The organism is Cryobacterium sp. TMT2-15-1, from assembly GCF_004402345.1.
Lineage (GTDB): Bacteria > Actinomycetota > Actinomycetes > Actinomycetales > Microbacteriaceae > Cryobacterium > Cryobacterium sandaracinum.
The window spans coordinates 40,260-57,142 of sequence record NZ_SOGD01000022.1; the positions used below are offsets into that span (position 1 = coordinate 40,260).

General features: G+C 68.0%; 13 protein-coding genes and 1 tRNA gene. 11 read left to right on the forward strand and 3 right to left on the reverse strand.

The genetic code is table 11. The annotated features are described in order from the left end of the window. The first annotated feature begins 12 nt into the window (after window positions 1-12). Window positions 13-1,533 (forward strand): CYTH and CHAD domain-containing protein, encoded by a 1,521-nt coding sequence (locus tag E3O62_RS04925; RefSeq protein WP_134397740.1) that lies wholly within the window; start codon window positions 13-15, stop codon window positions 1,531-1,533. Window positions 1,534-1,536: 3 nt separating this feature from the next. On the opposite strand, the gene E3O62_RS04930 is transcribed toward E3O62_RS04925, so the two are convergent. Next, entirely contained in the window at window positions 1,537-2,028 is a 492-nt protein-coding gene (locus E3O62_RS04930; RefSeq protein WP_134397741.1) for a MarR family winged helix-turn-helix transcriptional regulator, read from the reverse strand. Between the two features lie 123 nt (window positions 2,029-2,151). Here E3O62_RS04930 and E3O62_RS04935 point away from each other — a divergent pair. The 3 genes from E3O62_RS04935 (at window position 2,152) to E3O62_RS04945 (ending at window position 4,688) form a co-directional block, all read left to right on the forward strand. Next, window positions 2,152-2,223, forward strand: a tRNA-Gln gene (locus E3O62_RS04935). 62 nt (window positions 2,224-2,285) lie between these two features. Further along, window positions 2,286-3,710 carry a bifunctional UDP-N-acetylglucosamine diphosphorylase/glucosamine-1-phosphate N-acetyltransferase GlmU gene (gene glmU, locus E3O62_RS04940; protein WP_134397742.1) on the forward strand — a complete coding sequence of 475 codons (1,425 nt, stop codon included), beginning with the start codon at window positions 2,286-2,288 and terminating at the stop codon, window positions 3,708-3,710. Next, complete coding sequence (locus tag E3O62_RS04945) at window positions 3,711-4,688, forward strand: ribose-phosphate diphosphokinase (RefSeq protein WP_104100824.1); 978 nt, start codon at window positions 3,711-3,713, stop codon at window positions 4,686-4,688. It begins immediately after the preceding gene. Window positions 4,689-4,785: 97 nt separating this feature from the next. Here the strand turns inward: E3O62_RS04945 and E3O62_RS04950 are convergent, their stop codons facing one another. Then, window positions 4,786-5,154 carry a hypothetical protein gene (locus E3O62_RS04950; RefSeq protein ID WP_134397743.1) on the reverse strand — a complete coding sequence of 123 codons (369 nt, stop codon included), beginning with the start codon at window positions 5,152-5,154 and terminating at the stop codon, window positions 4,786-4,788. Between the two features lie 166 nt (window positions 5,155-5,320). Here E3O62_RS04950 and E3O62_RS04955 point away from each other — a divergent pair, with 166 nt between their 5' ends. Further along, a complete protein-coding gene (locus E3O62_RS04955) occupies window positions 5,321-6,280 on the forward strand; it encodes a hypothetical protein (RefSeq protein ID WP_134397744.1) in 960 nt (319 codons plus the stop codon). A gap of 122 nt (window positions 6,281-6,402) precedes the next feature. Here the strand turns inward: E3O62_RS04955 and gndA are convergent, their stop codons facing one another. After that, window positions 6,403-7,806: an NADP-dependent phosphogluconate dehydrogenase gene (gndA, locus tag E3O62_RS04960; protein ID WP_241973334.1), complete on the reverse strand. Its 1,404-nt coding sequence runs from the start codon at window positions 7,804-7,806 to the stop codon at window positions 6,403-6,405. 392 nt (window positions 7,807-8,198) lie between these two features. On the opposite strand from gndA, the gene E3O62_RS04965 reads away from it, so the two are divergent. The 6 genes from E3O62_RS04965 (at window position 8,199) to eno (ending at window position 16,808) form a co-directional block, all read left to right on the forward strand. Continuing rightward, a complete protein-coding gene (locus tag E3O62_RS04965) occupies window positions 8,199-8,810 on the forward strand; it encodes a 50S ribosomal protein L25/general stress protein Ctc (RefSeq protein ID WP_134393822.1) in 612 nt (203 codons plus the stop codon). A gap of 38 nt (window positions 8,811-8,848) precedes the next feature. After that, window positions 8,849-9,430 carry an aminoacyl-tRNA hydrolase gene (pth, locus tag E3O62_RS04970; protein WP_134393821.1) on the forward strand — a complete coding sequence of 194 codons (582 nt, stop codon included), beginning with the start codon at window positions 8,849-8,851 and terminating at the stop codon, window positions 9,428-9,430. Window positions 9,431-9,482: 52 nt separating this feature from the next. After that, window positions 9,483-13,109, forward strand: a complete 3,627-nt coding sequence (mfd, locus tag E3O62_RS04975; RefSeq protein ID WP_134393820.1) for a transcription-repair coupling factor — start codon at window positions 9,483-9,485, stop codon at window positions 13,107-13,109. A gap of 49 nt (window positions 13,110-13,158) precedes the next feature. Further along, the gene (locus E3O62_RS04980) at window positions 13,159-13,878 is read left to right on the forward strand and encodes a MazG family protein (protein WP_134393819.1); all 720 of its coding nucleotides are present in this window, start codon (window positions 13,159-13,161) and stop codon (window positions 13,876-13,878) included. 287 nt (window positions 13,879-14,165) lie between these two features. Then, window positions 14,166-15,422, forward strand: a complete 1,257-nt coding sequence (gene hisS, locus E3O62_RS04985; protein WP_134397745.1) for a histidine--tRNA ligase — start codon at window positions 14,166-14,168, stop codon at window positions 15,420-15,422. A gap of 105 nt (window positions 15,423-15,527) precedes the next feature. Then, a complete protein-coding gene (gene eno / locus E3O62_RS04990; protein ID WP_134397746.1) occupies window positions 15,528-16,808 on the forward strand; it encodes a phosphopyruvate hydratase in 1,281 nt (426 codons plus the stop codon). Window positions 16,809-16,883: the final 75 nt, after the last annotated feature.

Here is a 16,883-nt window from a genome sequence, read left to right on the forward strand (position 1 = left end):
TAAGCTGTGGCCATGACCACTGTGGGTTTCGCCGAGATCGAACGCAAGTACGACGTGAATCCGGCTACGGTGTTGCCGCTGCTGCACGACCTTCCCGGAGTGACGCACGTCGAGGAGCCCATCGAACACCAGCTCGACGCGGTTTACTACGACACCGAGGATTTTGTGCTCGCGGCGCGGCACCTGACCCTCCGCCGCCGCACCGGAGGGGATGACGCCGGCTGGCACCTCAAGCTTCCGGTGTCACCGGACGAGCGCCGCGAGCTGCGCGAATCGCTCGGAGACAACCCTGACCGTATCCCCGAATCGCTGCTGAACCTGGTGCGGGTCCACCTGCGCGGGCGCCAGCTCGTGCCGGTCGTGCACCTCCAGAACCGGCGCATTCTGCACCGTCTGGTCGGCGAGAACGAGGCCGTGCTGGCCGAGGTTTGCGATGACCACGTGGAGGCAGAGAGGTTCGCCCCAGTGCCGTTGACCCAGACCTGGCGGGAATGGGAGGTCGAGCTCGTGCACGGCTCTCGCGACCTGCTCGACGCCGCCCAGGAGCGGCTGTCGTCGGTCGGCGTGGAGCCATCCGTGAACCCGTCCAAACTGGCCCGCGCCCTCGGCGACAAGGTGCCGGAGTTCGTCACGGTCCCGGCGATCCGGCCGACCCGCAAGAGCTCGGCCGGCACCGTGCTGATGGCCTACGTGCAGGAACAGGTGCGTGCGATCGGCGTGCAGGATGCACGGGTGCGGGAGAACGACTCGGACGGCGTGCACCGGATGCGCGTGGCCACCCGCCGCTTGCGCTCGGCCCTGTCTACCTACCGGGACCTCCTCGACAGGTCGGTCACCGGCCCCATCCGTGGTGAGCTGCGCTGGCTGGCCGGCGCGCTCGGCGCCGCCCGGGACGCGGAGGTGATCCGGCAGCGCCTCGCCCATCGGCTCGCTCAGGAACCGGCCGGGCTGGTCGTGGGCGCGCTGGGTGAGCGAATCGACACACACTTCGCTGACGTCATCCGCGTGGCCAGGCGCCAGACCCTCGAGACCCTCGACTCCGAGCGGTACTTCCGGCTGCTCGACACGCTCGACGCCGTGCTGACCACCCCGCCGCTGCTCACCCGGGCTGACAAGCCCGCGAGCACCGTCATCCCCGAACTGATCCGTGCCGACTGGAAGCGGCTGCGCGCAGCGGTTTTCCTGGCGCAGGGAACCCCGTCCGGTGCCCTTCGCGATGAGGCGTTGCACGAGGCGCGGAAGCGGGCCAAGCAGCTGCGCTACGCGGCCGAGACGGCGGCGCCGCTGCGGCGCACCCGCGCGGCGCGGCTCGTGGCCGCGGCCCGGCAGGTGCAGGACACCCTCGGCGACCACCAGGACAGCGTCGTTGCCCGGGACGTGCTGCTCCGGCTCGGCATGGCCGCGTACCTGCAGGGGGAGAACGCCTTCAGCTACGGCCGGCTGCACGCCGTGGAACAGGGCGGGGCCGCCGCCGTGGAGACGCACTTCTTCCGCACCTGGCGGGACTTTCCGAAGGCTTCGATCTCGAAGTAACCCCTAGTCGAAGCCGAGGCTGAGCTTGCGCAGCAGGGTCGCGAGTCCGGTCTGCTCGCTCGGCGACAGCGTGGCGAGCAGCTCGGCCTCGGCGTCGACCAGCCGGGTGATGGCGGCATCCACCCGGGTCAGGCCGGCCGGGTTCATCCCCACGAAAATGCCGCGCCCGTCGTTGGGGTCCGTGCGCCGGGTGACCAGCCCCCGCTCGACGAGCCGGTCGATCCGGTTGGTCATCGTGCCGCTGGAGACCAGCGTCTGCTGCAGCAGGGCTTTCGGGCTCAGCTCGTAGGGTGCCCCCGCACGGCGCAGCGCCGAGAGCACGTCGAACTCCCAGGAGTCCAACTCTGAGCGGGAGAACGCGGTGCGGCGGGCGCGGTCCAGGTGCTTGGACAGACGGGCCACGCGTGACAGCACCTGAAGCGGTGAGAAGTCGAGGTCGGGCCGTTCGCGCAGCCAAGCGTCAACGATCCGGTCGACTTCGTCATGTGCGGGCATCCGTCTATTATCCCGCTCAGGCACGCCAACCGGCGCAGGAGCGCGTCCCAGGAGCGCCGGGGCGCGCTATCGGCGCGATATCTGGCAGACTTGTTACCGTTGGTCGGCCGTCGGTCGGCGAATTCCGCCGTGGTGTAATGGCAGCACGACAGCCTTTGGAGCTGTTAGGTCTAGGTTCGAGTCCTGGCGGCGGAGCACTGCATGGCGTCACCATCCGGTCTTCCCCGGGCGGCTCCACCGAAGCTAGAGGAAACCCCGTGACTGATTCCCGACTCGCAATCGTCGTGCTGGCCGCCGGCCAGGGCACCCGCATGAAATCAAGCACTCCGAAACTTCTGCACGAGCTGGCCGGTCTCCCCATTCTCAGCCATGTGCTGGCGACATCCCGCGCCCTCGAAGCGGCACACGTCGTCACCGTGGTGCGCCACGAGCGCGACCAGCTGGCCGCCCTCGTCGGCAAGGACCTGCCCGAGAGCCTGATCGTCGACCAGGACGAGCTGCCCGGCACCGGACGGGCCGTGGAGCAGGCCATCACCGCCCTCCCCGATGACTTCGAGGGCGACGTGCTCGTGGTCAGCGGCGACGTGCCGCTGCTGAACGCGGCCACGCTGGCCAGTTTCGTCGCCGCGCACCGCGACCGGGACGTCTCGGCCACCGTGCTCTCCTCCTTTCCGGAGGACGCCACCGGCTATGGCCGCATCGTGCGCTCCGAAGAGGGCGCCTTCGACCGCATTGTCGAGCAGAAGGATGCGACGGCCGAGGAACGTGCCATCTCCGAGACGAACGCCGGGGTCTACGTCTTCCGCGTAGCCGAGTTGCGCGAGCAGCTGGCCAACGTCACCACCGAGAACGCGCAGGGAGAGAAATACCTCACCGACGTGGTCGGGCTGCTACGCCAGGCCGGGGCCGAAGTGCGGGCCGTGCCGGTCGCGGACGCCTGGCTGGTGGCCGGCATCAACGACCGGTCCCAGCTCAGCGAGACCGCGCGCCAGCTGAACGGCCTCATCGTCTACGGCTGGCAGTTGGCCGGCGTGACCGTGCAGGATCCTGCTACCACCTGGATCGACCTCAAGGCAAAGCTGGCTCCGGATGTCATCATCCGGCCGGGTACGCAGATCCTCGGTTCGACCGTGATCGAGACCGGTGCCGTGATCGGCCCGGACACCACCCTCCTCGATTGTGAAATCGGCGAGAACGCGGTGGTGAAGCGCACGGATGCGACGCTCGCGGTCATCGGCGCCGGCGCATCCGTCGGTCCGTTCGCCTATCTGCGCCCGGGCACGAGCCTGGGCGCTGACGGCAAGATCGGCACCTTTGTCGAGACCAAGAACGCGACCATCGGCGCGGGTAGCAAAGTGCCGCACCTCAGCTACGTCGGCGACGCGACCGTGGGAGTGGGATCGAACATCGGGGCCGGCACGATCTTCGCCAACTACGACGGTGTGACCAAGAACCACACTGAGATCGGGTCCCACGTGCGCACCGGGTCGCACAACGTGTTCGTCGCGCCGATTAGGATTGGGGACGGAGCGTACACGGGTGCCGGAACAATCGTCCGTAAGGACGTGCCGGCCGGGGCCTTGGGCCTCACCGTGGCCCCACAACGCAATATGGACGGCTGGGTACAGACCAACCGCCCAGGAACCGACGCGGCGGCGGCTGCGGCAAAGAGTGGAGACTAGGTGTCTGGAATCAAGACCAGCGGCGAAAAGCGACTTGTATTGGTTTCGGGGCGAGCACACCCGCAACTGGCACTGGACATCGCCACGGAACTTGGTACCGAACTCGTTCACACCGACGCACGCACCTTCGCGAACGGCGAGATCTACGCGCGCTTCGACGAGAGCGTGCGCGGCTCGGACACCTTCGTGATCCAGTCGCACACCGACCCGATCAACGAGTGGCTGATGGAACAGCTGATCATGGTCGACGCGCTCAAGCGGGCCTCCGCCAAGCGCATCACCGTCGTGGCGCCGTTCTACCCTTACGCCCGCCAGGACAAGAAGGGCCGCGGCCGCGAGCCGATCTCGGCCCGGCTGATCGCCGACCTGTTCAAGGTCGCCGGAGCCGACCGGATCATGGCCGTCGACCTGCACGCCGCCCAGATCCAGGGTTTCTTCGACGGCCCCGTCGACCACCTCTTCGCCATGCCCGTGCTGCTCGAGCACTTCAAGGAGAAGCTCGACCCGGCCACCCTGACGGTCGTCTCGCCTGACATGGGCCGCGTGCGCGTCGCCGACATCTGGAGCGACAAGCTCGGCGCCCCGCTGGCCATCATCCATAAGCGTCGCGACCCGAAGGTCGCCAACCGGGTCTCCGTGCACGAGATCGTCGGTCAGGTCGAGGGTCGCGTCTGCCTGATCGTCGACGACATGATCGACACCGGCCGCACAATCGTTCTCGCCGCCGAGGCTTTGCGCGCCGCCGGCGCGATCGGTGTCGTCGTCGCCGCAACCCACGCCGTGTTCAGCCATCCGGCGCTGGAGCTGCTGCAGAATCCCGCGATCTCCGAGGTCGTCGTCACCGACACCCTGCCGATCCCCGAGGAGAAGCGCTTCCCCACGCTCACCGTACTGCCGATCGCGCCGCTTCTGGCGCGGGCCATCCACGAGGTCTTCGACGAGGGTTCCGTCACCTCGATGTTCGAGGGCGCCGCATAGCCGCGGGCTCTTCGCACAGCGAACCCCGGCCGGTCGTCGACGAATGTCGGTGACCGGCCATCGGTCTGTCCGGGCCCGGTCCTGATCGGGGTCGGGTCTACACGGGAATCTCGGTGCTGGGCGCCCGGGGCGCCGAGGGAATGATGCCGAGCGGCACGACATACGTCTCGCGCTCGTTCAGATCGATCGCGTAGCACTGCCAGCCGAAGCCGCCCGGACCGCTCAGCTCGAAGCGGGCGTCGAAGTCGACGGCGCCCGGATAGTACCGAGCCGTGGCCACGCTGCACGCATTGGCGGCCGTGGTCGTCGCCACCTGCACGCTCGTCAGGATGCCGGGCACGATCAGCGCCACGAGCCCGAGCACGACGACGATGCGCATCATCAGGAGGGTGCGCGGACTGCGCAGGGGCCGGCCGGCATCCAGCGGCTCGTAACCGGAGAGTTCGGGGTGGTCGTCGCTCGTCATCAGGCTCCCAGTATCGCAAACCCGGCTGCTTCGTGCTGGAGCTCCCCAACAGTTTGTCCCGCCGGGAGCGACGCGGCCACCCCTCCCCAGGCTCCCCGGGCCGCGCGGGACCCACGGAACACGGGGGAGCGGCACCGGACCCGCTTCACACCGCGACCCTCGGCAGATGGCTGACGCGCGAATCGACGAGCACACCGGGTTGTACCTCTCGGGCGGGGCCGCCACCACGGAGTCAGGTGACCGGCAGTTTCGGCGTGAGGCGCAGTTCGGGAGGAGCGCACTACGGTTACGCCGTGGTGTCTTCACCACGACGGATCACTGGGGGCCGCTCTCACCGCGACAGAGGCACCTCGCCGAGATCCGCGCGGTCGTCGCCACGCGGACGCGCGACCCTCTGATCAGCCATCAATCGGCGGCGGCCGTGTGGGGGATTCCCCTGGCTGAGGCCTGGCCGAGCACGGTGCACGTGCTCGCACCACCGCAGTCCGGGGCGCGGAGCAAGAATGGCGTGACGGTCCACCGCATCGACGTTCCCGACGGTGACATCGTCGACATCGACGGGATGCTCGTGACCAGTCCCGCGCGCACCCTGCTCGACCTGGCACGCACCACGAGTTTTGCCACAGCCGTCGTCGCGATCGACCACGCCCTCAACCCGCGAAGTGCATCCCCGGAGGTCTTCCTGACGGACGAGGTGCTGCGCGAGAAACTCCAGGAGTCGGTGTCACCCCGGGGATGGGTGAAGGCGGAACGGGCCATCCGCTTCGGACGGCCCAATGCGGACGACCCGGGTGAATCGCTCAGTCGCGTGGCGATCTTCGAGCTGGGCTTCCCCGATCCCGTGCTGCAGACGTGCCATCGCAACCCTCGCGGCGGCTTCTACTTCACCGACTTCGAGTGGCCGACCTATCGTCTGATCGGGGAGTTCGACGGGCAGGGCAAATACCTGAAGGCGGAGTACCTCCGGGGACTCACGCCCGAGGAAGCGGTCACCCGGGAGAAGGTGCGCGAGGATGACCTCCGCGCGGAAGGCAATCGCATGGCCCGCTGGGGTTCGGCCGATGTGCGCCGGCGCGGTTCGCTCCTGCGCATCCTCACAACCGCAGGGCTCCCGGTCCTCCGCTAATCTGCCGGCTGGCACACCGGTGTTGCCAGAGCATAAAACTGTTGCCGAAGCGGACAACTGTTGCCGGTGTGCGGGCAACACTCGTCCGCTCCGGCAACAGTTGCGGCACCGGAGGAGCGGGTCTAGTGCGAGGAGCCCTCGGTCTCGATCTCGCTGCGGTCCCCGGACCACAGGGTGTGGAAGGTTCCGGGCATGTCGACGCGCTTATAGGTGTGCGCGCCGAAGAAGTCGCGCTGGCCCTGCACGAGTGCGGCGGGGAGCCGCTCGCTCGCGAGCGAGTCGAAGTAGCTGAGCGCCGACGCGAAGCCGGGAACCGGGATGCCCGACAGTGCCGCGGTCGAGACCACCCGGCGCCACGCCGACTCGCCGTCGGCGACGGCCTGGGCGAAGTACGGGTCGGCGAGCAGGGAGGCGATCGACGGGTCGTTGGCGTAGGCGTCGACGATGCGGTTCAGGAACTGGGCGCGGATGATGCAGCCGCCGCGCCAGATCGTGGCGATGGCGCCCTTGTCCACGGTCCAGCCGTACTTCTTCGCACCGGCGATGATCGCGTCAAAGCCCTGGGCATAGGCAACGACTTTCGACGCGTAGAGCGCCTGGCGAACGTCGTCTTGGAAGGTGTGGCCGACGACGGCGATTTCCGGGCGGGCGGTGATGGCGGCGCGCACGGGGACGCGCTGCTCCGGGTGGCTGGACACGGCGCGGGCGAAGACGGCCTCGGCGATGCCGCCGACGGGCACGCCCAGGTCGAGCGCGTTCTGCACGGTCCACACGCCGGTGCCCTTCGAGCCGGCCTCGTCGAGCACGACATCGATAAACGGCAGGCCGGTCTTGGCGTCGACCTGGCGCAGCACCTCGGCGGTGATCTCGATCAGGTAGCTCTCGAGGTCACCCTCGTTCCACTCGGTGAACACGTCGGCGATGGCGGCGGGGGAGTGCCCGGTCACCTTGCGGAGCAGATCGTATGCCTCCGCGATGAGCTGCATGTCGGCGTATTCAATGCCGTTGTGGATCATCTTGACGAAGTGACCGGCGCCATCCGTGCCGATGTGAGTGACGCAGGGGACGCCGTCGACGACGGCCGCGATCGATTCGAGGATCGGGCCGAGGGTCTTGTAGGCCTCCACCGAGCCGCCGGGCATAATGCTGGGGCCCTTGAGAGCACCCTCTTCGCCGCCGGAGATGCCGGCGCCGACGAAGTTCACGCCCGTGGCGCGCACCTCTTTCTCGCGGCGGATGGTGTCCTGGAAGTCGGCGTTGCCACCGTCCACGATGATGTCGCCGGGCTCGAACAGGTCGGTCAGTCGGCTGATCACGGCATCCGTGCCCGCACCGGCCTGCACCATGATGATCGCGGTACGCGGCTTCTGCAGCGACGCCACGAACTCCTCGATGGTCTCTGAGGCGACGAAGCCGGCCTCGGGGTGCTCGGTCGTGAGCAGGCGGGTGCGCTCGGGGGAGCGGTTGTACACCGCCACGGTGTTGCCCGCACGGCTGGCCAAGTTGCGGGCGAGATTCGAGCCCATCACCGCCAGTCCCACTACGCCAATGTTTGCCTGTGCTGCGCCGGTTTCGGCCACGTTTGCTCCTTCAGCTATCTGTTCTCAGAACTCCTTCAAGGCTAGTCGCTCGGCCCATGGCCGTGACGTGGGGTGACGCGGGCGGCGTTGGTGACGGATGCCGCTGCGCGCGTTCGCCGCGCGCCGTCGCCTCCGCTAGACTCAGGAGTTGAACTTCGGCGAGGGCTGCCGCCCGCCGGGAAACCGAGGGTGCGGCATCCGTTATCGACGCGGCGGAATGCTTCACGGCCTTTCCTCACGCTGACACGCGTTCGAGTTGAAAATGAACCAGTACCCATCTTTGCGGGCATCGTCCGCAAACCAGATCTGGGCCGTAGCGGTCCGCAAGGAGATACACCATGGCTGACGCCACCAACAAGATTGTCGCCGACCTGCGCGTGAAGTTCGGCAAGGGCGCCGCCCGCAAGCTGCGCGTGCTGGGCAAGATCCCCGCCGTCATGTACGGCCACGGCACCACCCCGGTTCACGTTGCGCTTCCCGCGCACCAGATCGGCCTGCTGCTGCGTCGTGCGAACGCCGTCCTCGAGCTGGACATCGACGGCAAGACCCACCTGACCCTGGTCAAGGACGTGCAGAAGGACCCGTTCCTGCAGATCATCGAGCACCTCGACCTCATCGTCATCCGCAAGGGTGAGAAGGTCCAGGTCGAGGTTGCCGTGCACCTGACCGGTGAGTCGGCCTCCGGCACCATGGCTGACCTGGACTCCAAGACCCTTCTTCTCGAGGTCGAGGCCACCAGCATCCCGCAGAACGTCCAGGTCTCGATCGAGGGCCTCGAAGACGGCGACCAGATCCGCGCGAAGGACGTCGTGCTGCCCAAGGGCGCCACGCTCGTCTCCGACGAAGAAGCCGTCGTCGTGCTCGTGCACCTGCCTGCCGAGGAAGAGGAAGAGGAAACAGAAGAGGGCGAGGCCGTAGAGGGCGACGCCGAGGCTGCCCCCGCCGAGTAGTCATTCCCTTCTGGTTTCGTCGCAAGCGGAGGATTCCCCTGGACGACAATCTCTGGCTCGTAGTCGGGCTCGGCAACCCCGGGCCCGACTACGCCAGCAACCGACACAATGTCGGCCACATGGTGGCTACCGTGCTCGCCGACCGCGTGTCGGCCAACTTCAAGAACCATAAAACGAATTCCTCGGTTGCCGAAGGGCGCAGTTTCCCGGGAGGTCCGAAGCTGGTGCTGGCCAAGCCGAACACGTACATGAACGTGACCGGCGGGCCGGTGGCCGCGCTCCTGCGCTTCTACTCGCTGGAGCCGGCACGCCTGATCGTGATCCACGACGACCTCGACCTGCCGTTCGACACAATGAAGATCAAGGTCGGCGGGGGCCACGGCGGCCACAACGGCCTCCGGGACATCATCGCCGCCGCAGGCACGAACGAGTTCATCCGCATCCGCGTCGGCATTGGGCGCCCGCCCGGCCGCCAGCCCGCCGCGGACTTCGTGCTGCACGACTTCACGTCCACCGAGCGATCGGCTCTGCCCAACCTGTTGACGGATGCCGCCGACGCGATCCAACTGATCGCCGCGGAGGGCGTCGCCGCGGCGCAGCAGAAGTTCCACGCCCCCTGATGCCCTCTGGCCGCCCGGGTTGGCTGTCAGCCTGGTTGCGTAGACTTATCTGGTGACTCTTCAGGGCTTAATTGCCACACTTTCGCGCGCCTCCACATTCGACAATGCCCTCGCCTTCGCGAACCGGGACGTCGACTTCTCCCTCACCGAGGGGCTCCGCGCGCCGTTGCTCGCCGCGCTGCTCGAGCAGCGCACCCGGCTGGAGAAGGCCCCGGCCCTGCTGCTGATCACCGCCACCGGGCGGGAGTCGGAGGCGCTGCACGAGAACCTTGCCTGCTTCGCGGCCGACGCCGAGATCATCGACTTCCCGGCCTGGGAGACGCTGCCGCACGAACGGCTCAGCCCCAGCGCCGAAATCGTCGGTAAGCGGCTCTACGCCCTGCGACGGATGCGCGAGTGGGAAGAGAACGCACCGGCGGGGCGGCGCCCCCTGATCGTCATCGCGTCCGTGCGCGCCGCGCTACAGCCCGTGGCCGACAACCTCACCGACTACGAGCCGATCGACCTGGTCGCCGGCCAACGCGGCCACGACCTCTCCGCCATCGCGCGCCAACTCGTCGACGTTGCGTACGCCCGGGTGGACATGGTCACCCGGCGCGGCGAGTTCGCGGTGCGCGGCGGTATCCTCGACGTGTTCCCGTCGATCGCCCCACACCCCTTCCGGGTCGAGTTCTTCGGCGACGAGGTCGAACAGATCCGCGCGTTCTCGGTCGCTGACCAGCGCTCCTTCCCTGACCCGGTCGACTCGGTGAGCCTGCCGCCGAGCCGCGAGCTGTTGCTCAGCCCCGCCGTGCGGCAGCGGGCGCGCGAGATGCAGCACGAGTTCCCGAGCCTGTCCGGCCTGCTCGCGAAGATCGCCGAGGGCATCCCGGTCGAGGGCATGGAGAGCCTCGCGCCCGCCCTCGTCGACCGGCTCGTGCCGATCACCCACTACCTGCCCGCCGAGGCGGCCGTCGCCGTCATCTCGCCCGAGCGCGTCGCATCCCGCGCGATCAGCCTCGCCGAAACCAACCGGGAGTTCCTCGGCGCCGCGTGGAGCGCCGCGACCGCGGGCGCCGAGGCGCCGATCGACCTGGAATCCGGCGACTTCCTCACCCTCGGGCGGCTGCGCGAGGCCGTGCAGTTCAGCGCGCCCGGCGCCCCCGCGTCCGCACACGTGTGGTGGACCCTGAGCTCCTTCCAGGCGGCGCCGACGGACGCGCCAGTTCTTCCGGAGCACCGCGAAATCGACGACCTGCTCACGGTGCGGGTCGAGGGCGACGCCGTGCCGAGTTTCCAGGGCAACGTCGAGGGCGCCGTCGGTCACCTGGCCGAGCGGCTGAAGGCCGGCTGGACCGTCGGCATCGTCGCCCAGGGTGCCGGGCTGGTCGAACGTGCCGCCGACGTTCTGGCCGAGCGGGAGCTGCCCGCCCGGATCGTCACGGAATGGCCGAGCCGACCCGAGGCCGGTATCGCCTACCTGCTGAAAGCATCCGTCGACCACGGTTTCGAACTGCCGGAGACGAAATTCTCCCTGGTCAGCGAGTCAGAATTCTACGGCCGCACCGTCGGCTACGACGCGCGCCAGGTGAAGAAGCTGGCCAGCCGACGCAAGAACGTCGTCGATCCGTTGCAGTTGAAGGCCGGCGACCACGTCGTGCACCAGACGCACGGCATCGGCCGGTTCATCGAGCTCACCCAGCGTGAGGTCTCCAGCGGCGGCCGCAACCCGGTCAAGACCAAGCGCGAATACCTCGTGCTCGAGTACGCGCCGTCGAAGCGCGGGCACCCGGGAGACAAGCTCTACGTGCCCACCGACCAGCTCGACCTGGTCAGCCGCTACGTCGGCGGCGAGGCGCCGGCGCTGAGCAAAATGGGCGGCAGCGACTGGTCGGCGGCGAAGACCAAGGCGCGTCGTGCCGTGCGGGACATCGCCGTCGAGCTCGTCAAGCTCTACTCCGCACGGATGGCCAGCAAGGGTCATGCCTTCGGGCCGGACACCCCCTGGCAGCGCGAGCTGGAGGAGGCCTTCCCATTCGCGGAGACGCCCGACCAGCTCACCACCATCGACGAGGTCAAGGCCGACATGGAACGGCCCATCCCGATGGACCGGCTGCTCTCCGGCGACGTCGGGTTCGGCAAGACCGAGGTGGCCGTGCGCGCCGCGTTCAAGGCGATCCAGGACGGCAAGCAGGTCGTCATGCTCGTGCCCACCACCCTGCTCGTGCGCCAGCATATGGAGACGTTCCAGGAACGCTTCGCCGGGTTCCCGGTGCACCTGCGCGCGCTCAGCCGGTTCCAGTCCGAGAAGGAATCCCGCGAAACCATCGCGGGCATGCTCGACGGCACCGTCGACCTCGTGATCGGCACCCACCGGCTGCTGTCGGACTCCATCGTGTTCAAGGACCTGGGTCTCGTGATCATCGACGAGGAGCAGCGCTTCGGCGTGGAGCACAAGGATGCGCTGAAGAAGCTCAAGACCAACGTGGATATCCTCGCGATGAGCGCCACGCCCATCCCGCGCACGCTGGAGATGGCGGTCACCGGCATCCGGGAGATGTCCACCCTGGCCACCCCGCCGGAGGACCGGCACCCGATCCTCACCTTCGTCGGACCGTACTCCGACCGCCAGGTGGCCGCGGCCATCCGGCGGGAGCTGCTGCGGGAGGGCCAGATCTTCGTCGTGCACAACCGGGTGTCGAGCATTAACCGGGTGGCCGCGAAGCTGGCCGAGCTCGTACCCGAGGCGCGGATCGCCGTGGCGCACGGCCAGCTGCCTGAGGCCCAGCTCGAACAGGTCGTCGTGGACTTCTGGGAGCGCAAGTTCGATGTGCTCGTCTCGACCACGATCATCGAGACCGGCCTCGACATCGCCAATGCGAACACGATCATCATCGACCGGGCCGACAAGTTCGGGCTCAGCCAGCTGCACCAGCTGCGCGGGCGGGTCGGCCGTGGCCGCGAACGCGCCTACGCCTACTTCCTCTACGACGAGAACAAGCCGTTGACTGAGATCGCCCACGACCGGCTGTCGACCATCGCGGCGAACAACGAACTGGGCGCCGGCATGCAGGTCGCGCTGAAGGACCTCGAGATCCGCGGCGCCGGCAACCTGCTCGGCGGCGAGCAGGCCGGCCACATCGCCGGGGTCGGCTTCGACCTCTACCTGCGCATGATCGGCGAGGCCGTGAGCACCTTCCGCGGCGACGTCGCGGAGGGCCAGACCGAACTTCGGCTGGAACTGCCCGTCGACGCGCACATCCCCGAGGACTACGTCGACAGCGAACGGCTGCGCCTCGAGGCCTACCAGAAGCTGTCCGCCGCCAGCTCGCCGACGGCCGCGAAGGACCAGATCGACCTGGTTCTCGAGGAGCTCACCGATCGCTACGGAGAACCGCCGCAGCCGGTACAGAACCTGGTGCTGGTGTCGCGCCTGCGCTGGCTGGCCCAGCAGGCCGGCCTGGGCGAGGTCGTGGCCATGGGCTCAAACCTGCGGGTGTCGCCGGCGAACCTCGCCGACTCGATGCAGGTGCGCCTGCAGCGCATGTACCCCGGCTCGCGCTACTTCACCCAGAACGGTGCGCTGACCGTGCCCATGCCGCGCATCAACGGGGAACCGCTCGGGGATGCGGCGCTGATCGCCTGGGCCGGCAACCTGCTCGACGCTCTCTTCCCGCGTCCCGTCGCCGCGGTCGCGTAGCCCGCGGCCGGTGCAGAACCCGGCAATTCGGGACGATTAGAGTTGTCTCGTGACCCTTTCAGACATCCCCGCCGGCCCGGCACCGGCCTCCAGTCTCGATGAGCTGGTTCGCGTGGTGGCTCTGCTGCGAGCCCCGGGCGGATGCCCGTGGGATGCCGAGCAGACCCACGAGTCGCTGGTGCAGTACCTGACCGAGGAGACGCACGAACTGATCGAGGCGATCGAGTCGGGCAGCCGCGACGAGATGCTCGAGGAGCTCGGCGACGTGCTCTACCAGGTGATCTTCCACGCCGACCTGGCCGCGCACACCGACGGCGAGGGCTTCGACATCCACGATGTCGCCGCGCACATGACCGCGAAAATGGTCGGGCGGCATCCGCATGTCTTCGGCGACGTGAACCTGGAAACGGCCGACGACGTGGCCCGCGCCTGGGACGACTTCAAGGCCGCGGAGAAGCCCTCCCGCACGAGCGTGCTCGACGGGATCCCGCAGGGAATGCCGGCGCTCGCGCTCGCCGACAAGGTGCTCGGCCGAGCCCAGAAGATCGGGCTGATCGGCACCGAGGCCGCGTTCCCGCTTCCGATCGAGACCGAAGACCAGCTCGGCCCGCTGCTGCTGGCCATCGTGTCTGCGGCCAAGAGTCACGGGCTCGACTCCGAACGTGCCCTGCGCACGGCCCTCCGCGGTCTGCAGGACGAGATCCGCGAGGCCGAGACGACGGATGCCGGCGACGTTGCCGACGCCGGCATCATCGGGCTGCCCGGCTGAGGCCTGCGCGAAGGCCTGCGCGAAGGCTTGGGCTGAGGCCACGCGACGGTGCCGACAGGGCGGTGCCGGAACCGTCCAACCATGAGCCAGACATCCTTCACTGGTCCTCTGTCCGCGCAGATCGGGGCTTGTTTCGCGCCGCCCGGGGCTCGATGCCCATGCTCCTGACCATCGCCCGGGGTGCCGGTGACGACCACGTCGACATCGAGCACTACATCGTATGTGAAGCCGTGTCGGGCGTCCCGGCGGAAACGGACGGGCCGACCCGAACTGACACAATTGGGGCTATGGCAACACCAGTGACCCCTCCCCGTGGCATGCGCGACTTCCTCCCCGCCGACAAGGCATCCCGGGAGCACGCGCTGGCCGTGATCCGGCGAAGCTTCGCGGCGCACGGCTTCGACGAGATCGAGACCCCCGTGATGGAAGACGCGGCCCGGCTGCACTCCGGGCTCGGCGGCGACAACGAGAAACTCGCTTTCGCCGTGCTGAAGCGTGGGTTGAAGCCGACGGATGCCGCGGCCGCCGCCGAATCCGGCGACCTGCTCGGGCTGGCAGACCTGGGCCTGCGCTTCGACCTCACCGTGCCGCTCGCCCGGTTCTACGCGACTCACCGGGCGGAACTGCCGACGGTGTTCCGGTCCATCCAGATCGCGCCGGTCTGGCGGGCGGAGCGTCCGCAGAAGGGCCGCTACCGGCAGTTCGTGCAGTGCGACATCGACATCATCGGCGAGTCCGGCCTGCTTGCCGAGATTGAGCTGATCACCGCGACCGCCGCCGCGCTCGACGCCCTCGGCCTGACCGGGTGCTCCATCCGCGTCAACGACCGCCGCATCCTGACCACCCTGCTCGCGCATTGGCGTGTGGCGCCCGAGCTGAACGAACGCGCGCTGATCGTGATCGACAAACTCGACAAGATCGGCGTCGACGGGGTCGTCACGGAGCTCGCTGGCCTGGGCATCGCCACCGACGGCGTGGCCGATACCCTGAGCCAGATCGCCGATGCCGGTTGGACGGCCGCCGAGCCGACCCCGCCGGTCTGGCTCGACACGGATGCCTTCGCCGACCTGCTCGCGCTGCGCGCCGCGATGCCCGAGGTGCGGCTCGTGTTCGACCCGACCCTGGTGCGCGGGATGGGCTATTACACCGGCACCATCTTCGAGATTTCACACCCCGATCTGGGCTACTCCCTCGGCGGTGGCGGCCGGTACGATGGCATGATCGGCCGCTTCCTCGGCACCGAGGTGCCGGCGTGTGGGTTCTCGATCGGGTTCGAGCGTATCGTCGACCTGCTGGGCGTGGATGCGGCATCCGCTGAGAACGCCGTCGTGCTGGTGTACGACAAGGGAACAGACCCGGCCCGACTCGTGGCGCTCAAGCGAACACTGGTCGAACAGGGCCTTCGGGTGCGCCTCGAACAGCGCACCAAGAACGTCAAGGCGCTGCTGGAACGCGCGGCCGGCGCCGGTTACGGGCGCTACGCGTTCGTCGGGGCGGATGCCTCCGGCGCGGGCGAACTCGATTTCCGTCCTCTCGGCGGCTGAGGCCAGTCGCTAGACTGTTATGGGATTGGAACACGGCGCTGTCTTCCTCGATTCCTTCAGACCAACACCCCAACAATTAAAAAATATAGGAAACAGGAGATAGCTGTGGCTCTCATTGAGGCAGTAGTAGCGCGCGAGATTCTTGACTCCAGAGGCAACCCGACCGTTGAGGTCGAGGTATTGCTTGATGACGGTTCGGTCAGCCGTGCCGCCGTTCCGTCCGGCGCATCCACCGGTGCGTTCGAGGCTTACGAGCTGCACGACGGCGACAAGTCACGTTATTTGGGCAAGGGCGTCCGCAAGGCCGTTGACGCCGTCATCGACGAGCTCGGCCCGGCAGTCGAGGACCTCGACGCCGCTGACCAGCGCATCATCGACGCCGTCCTGAACGAGACCGACGGAACCGACAACAAGCACCGCGTCGGCGCCAACGCTATCCTGGGCGTCAGCCTGGCCGTCGCCAAGGCCGCCGCAACCTCGGCCGGCCTGCCGCTGTTCCGCTACCTCGGTGGCCCGAACGCACACACCCTTCCGGTCCCGATGATGAACATCATCAACGGAGGCTCCCACGCCGACAACGACGTGGACATTCAGGAATTCATGGTCGTCCCACTCGGCGCCGAGTCCTTCGCCGAGGGCCTCCGCTGGGGCACCGAGACCTACCACGCCCTCAAGGCGCTGCTCAAGTCCAAGGGCCTCTCCACCGGCCTCGGCGACGAGGGTGGCTTCGCCCCCAACCTGCCGAGCAACCGTGCCGCTCTCGACCTCATCGTCGAAGCCATTCAGAACGCCGGCTACACGCCCGGCAAGGACATCGGTCTGGCGCTCGACTGCGCCGCCTCCGAGTTCTACAAGGACGGCGTCTACCACTTCGAGGGCAAGGAACTCACCGCCCTGGAGCTGTCTGCGTACTACGTCGAGCTCGTTGCCGCCTACCCGCTCGTCTCGATCGAAGACCCGCTCGAGGAAGACGACTGGGACGGCTACGTTCACCTCACCGCCGAGCTCGGAGACAAGGTCCAGATCGTCGGCGACGACCTCTTCGTGACCAACCCGGTGCGCCTTGCCAAGGGCCTGGCCCTCGGCACCGCGAACTCCATCCTGGTCAAGGTCAACCAGATCGGCACCCTGACCGAGACGCTTGACGCGGTGTCCCTCGCGCAGCGCGCCGGATACACCGCCGTCATCTCGCACCGCTCCGGTGAGACCGAGGACACCTTCATCGCCGACCTCGCGGTTGCGACGGATGCCGGCCAGATCAAGACCGGAGCACCCGCCCGCAGCGAGCGCGTCGCCAAGTACAACCAGCTGCTCCGCATCGAGGAAGAGCTGGGCGAGGCCGCCGTGTACGCGGGCCGCTCTGCCTTCCCTCGCTTCACGGCGTAGTTCGACTGGAGCTCTCGGAGCGCGGGTTCATCCCCGCGGCTTCGGGAGCTCCATTTTTTTGTCCGATTGCGGTTA

Bases quoted from the DNA above. Each gene is read 5' to 3' on its own strand.
- E3O62_RS04925 (WP_134397740.1), top strand. From the start codon at position 13: ATGACCACTGTGGGTTTCGCCGAGATCGAACGCAAGTACGACGTGAAT.
- E3O62_RS04930 (WP_134397741.1), bottom strand. From the start codon at position 2,028: ATGCCCGCACATGACGAAGTCGACCGGATCGTTGACGCTTGGCTGCGC.
- E3O62_RS04950 (WP_134397743.1), bottom strand. From the start codon at position 5,154: ATGACGAGCGACGACCACCCCGAACTCTCCGGTTACGAGCCGCTGGAT.
- E3O62_RS04955 (WP_134397744.1), top strand. From the start codon at position 5,321: ATGGCTGACGCGCGAATCGACGAGCACACCGGGTTGTACCTCTCGGGC.
- gndA (WP_241973334.1), bottom strand. From the start codon at position 7,806: ATGGGCTCGAATCTCGCCCGCAACTTGGCCAGCCGTGCGGGCAACACC.
- E3O62_RS04965 (WP_134393822.1), top strand. From the start codon at position 8,199: ATGGCTGACGCCACCAACAAGATTGTCGCCGACCTGCGCGTGAAGTTC.
- hisS (WP_134397745.1), top strand. From the start codon at position 14,166: ATGGCAACACCAGTGACCCCTCCCCGTGGCATGCGCGACTTCCTCCCC.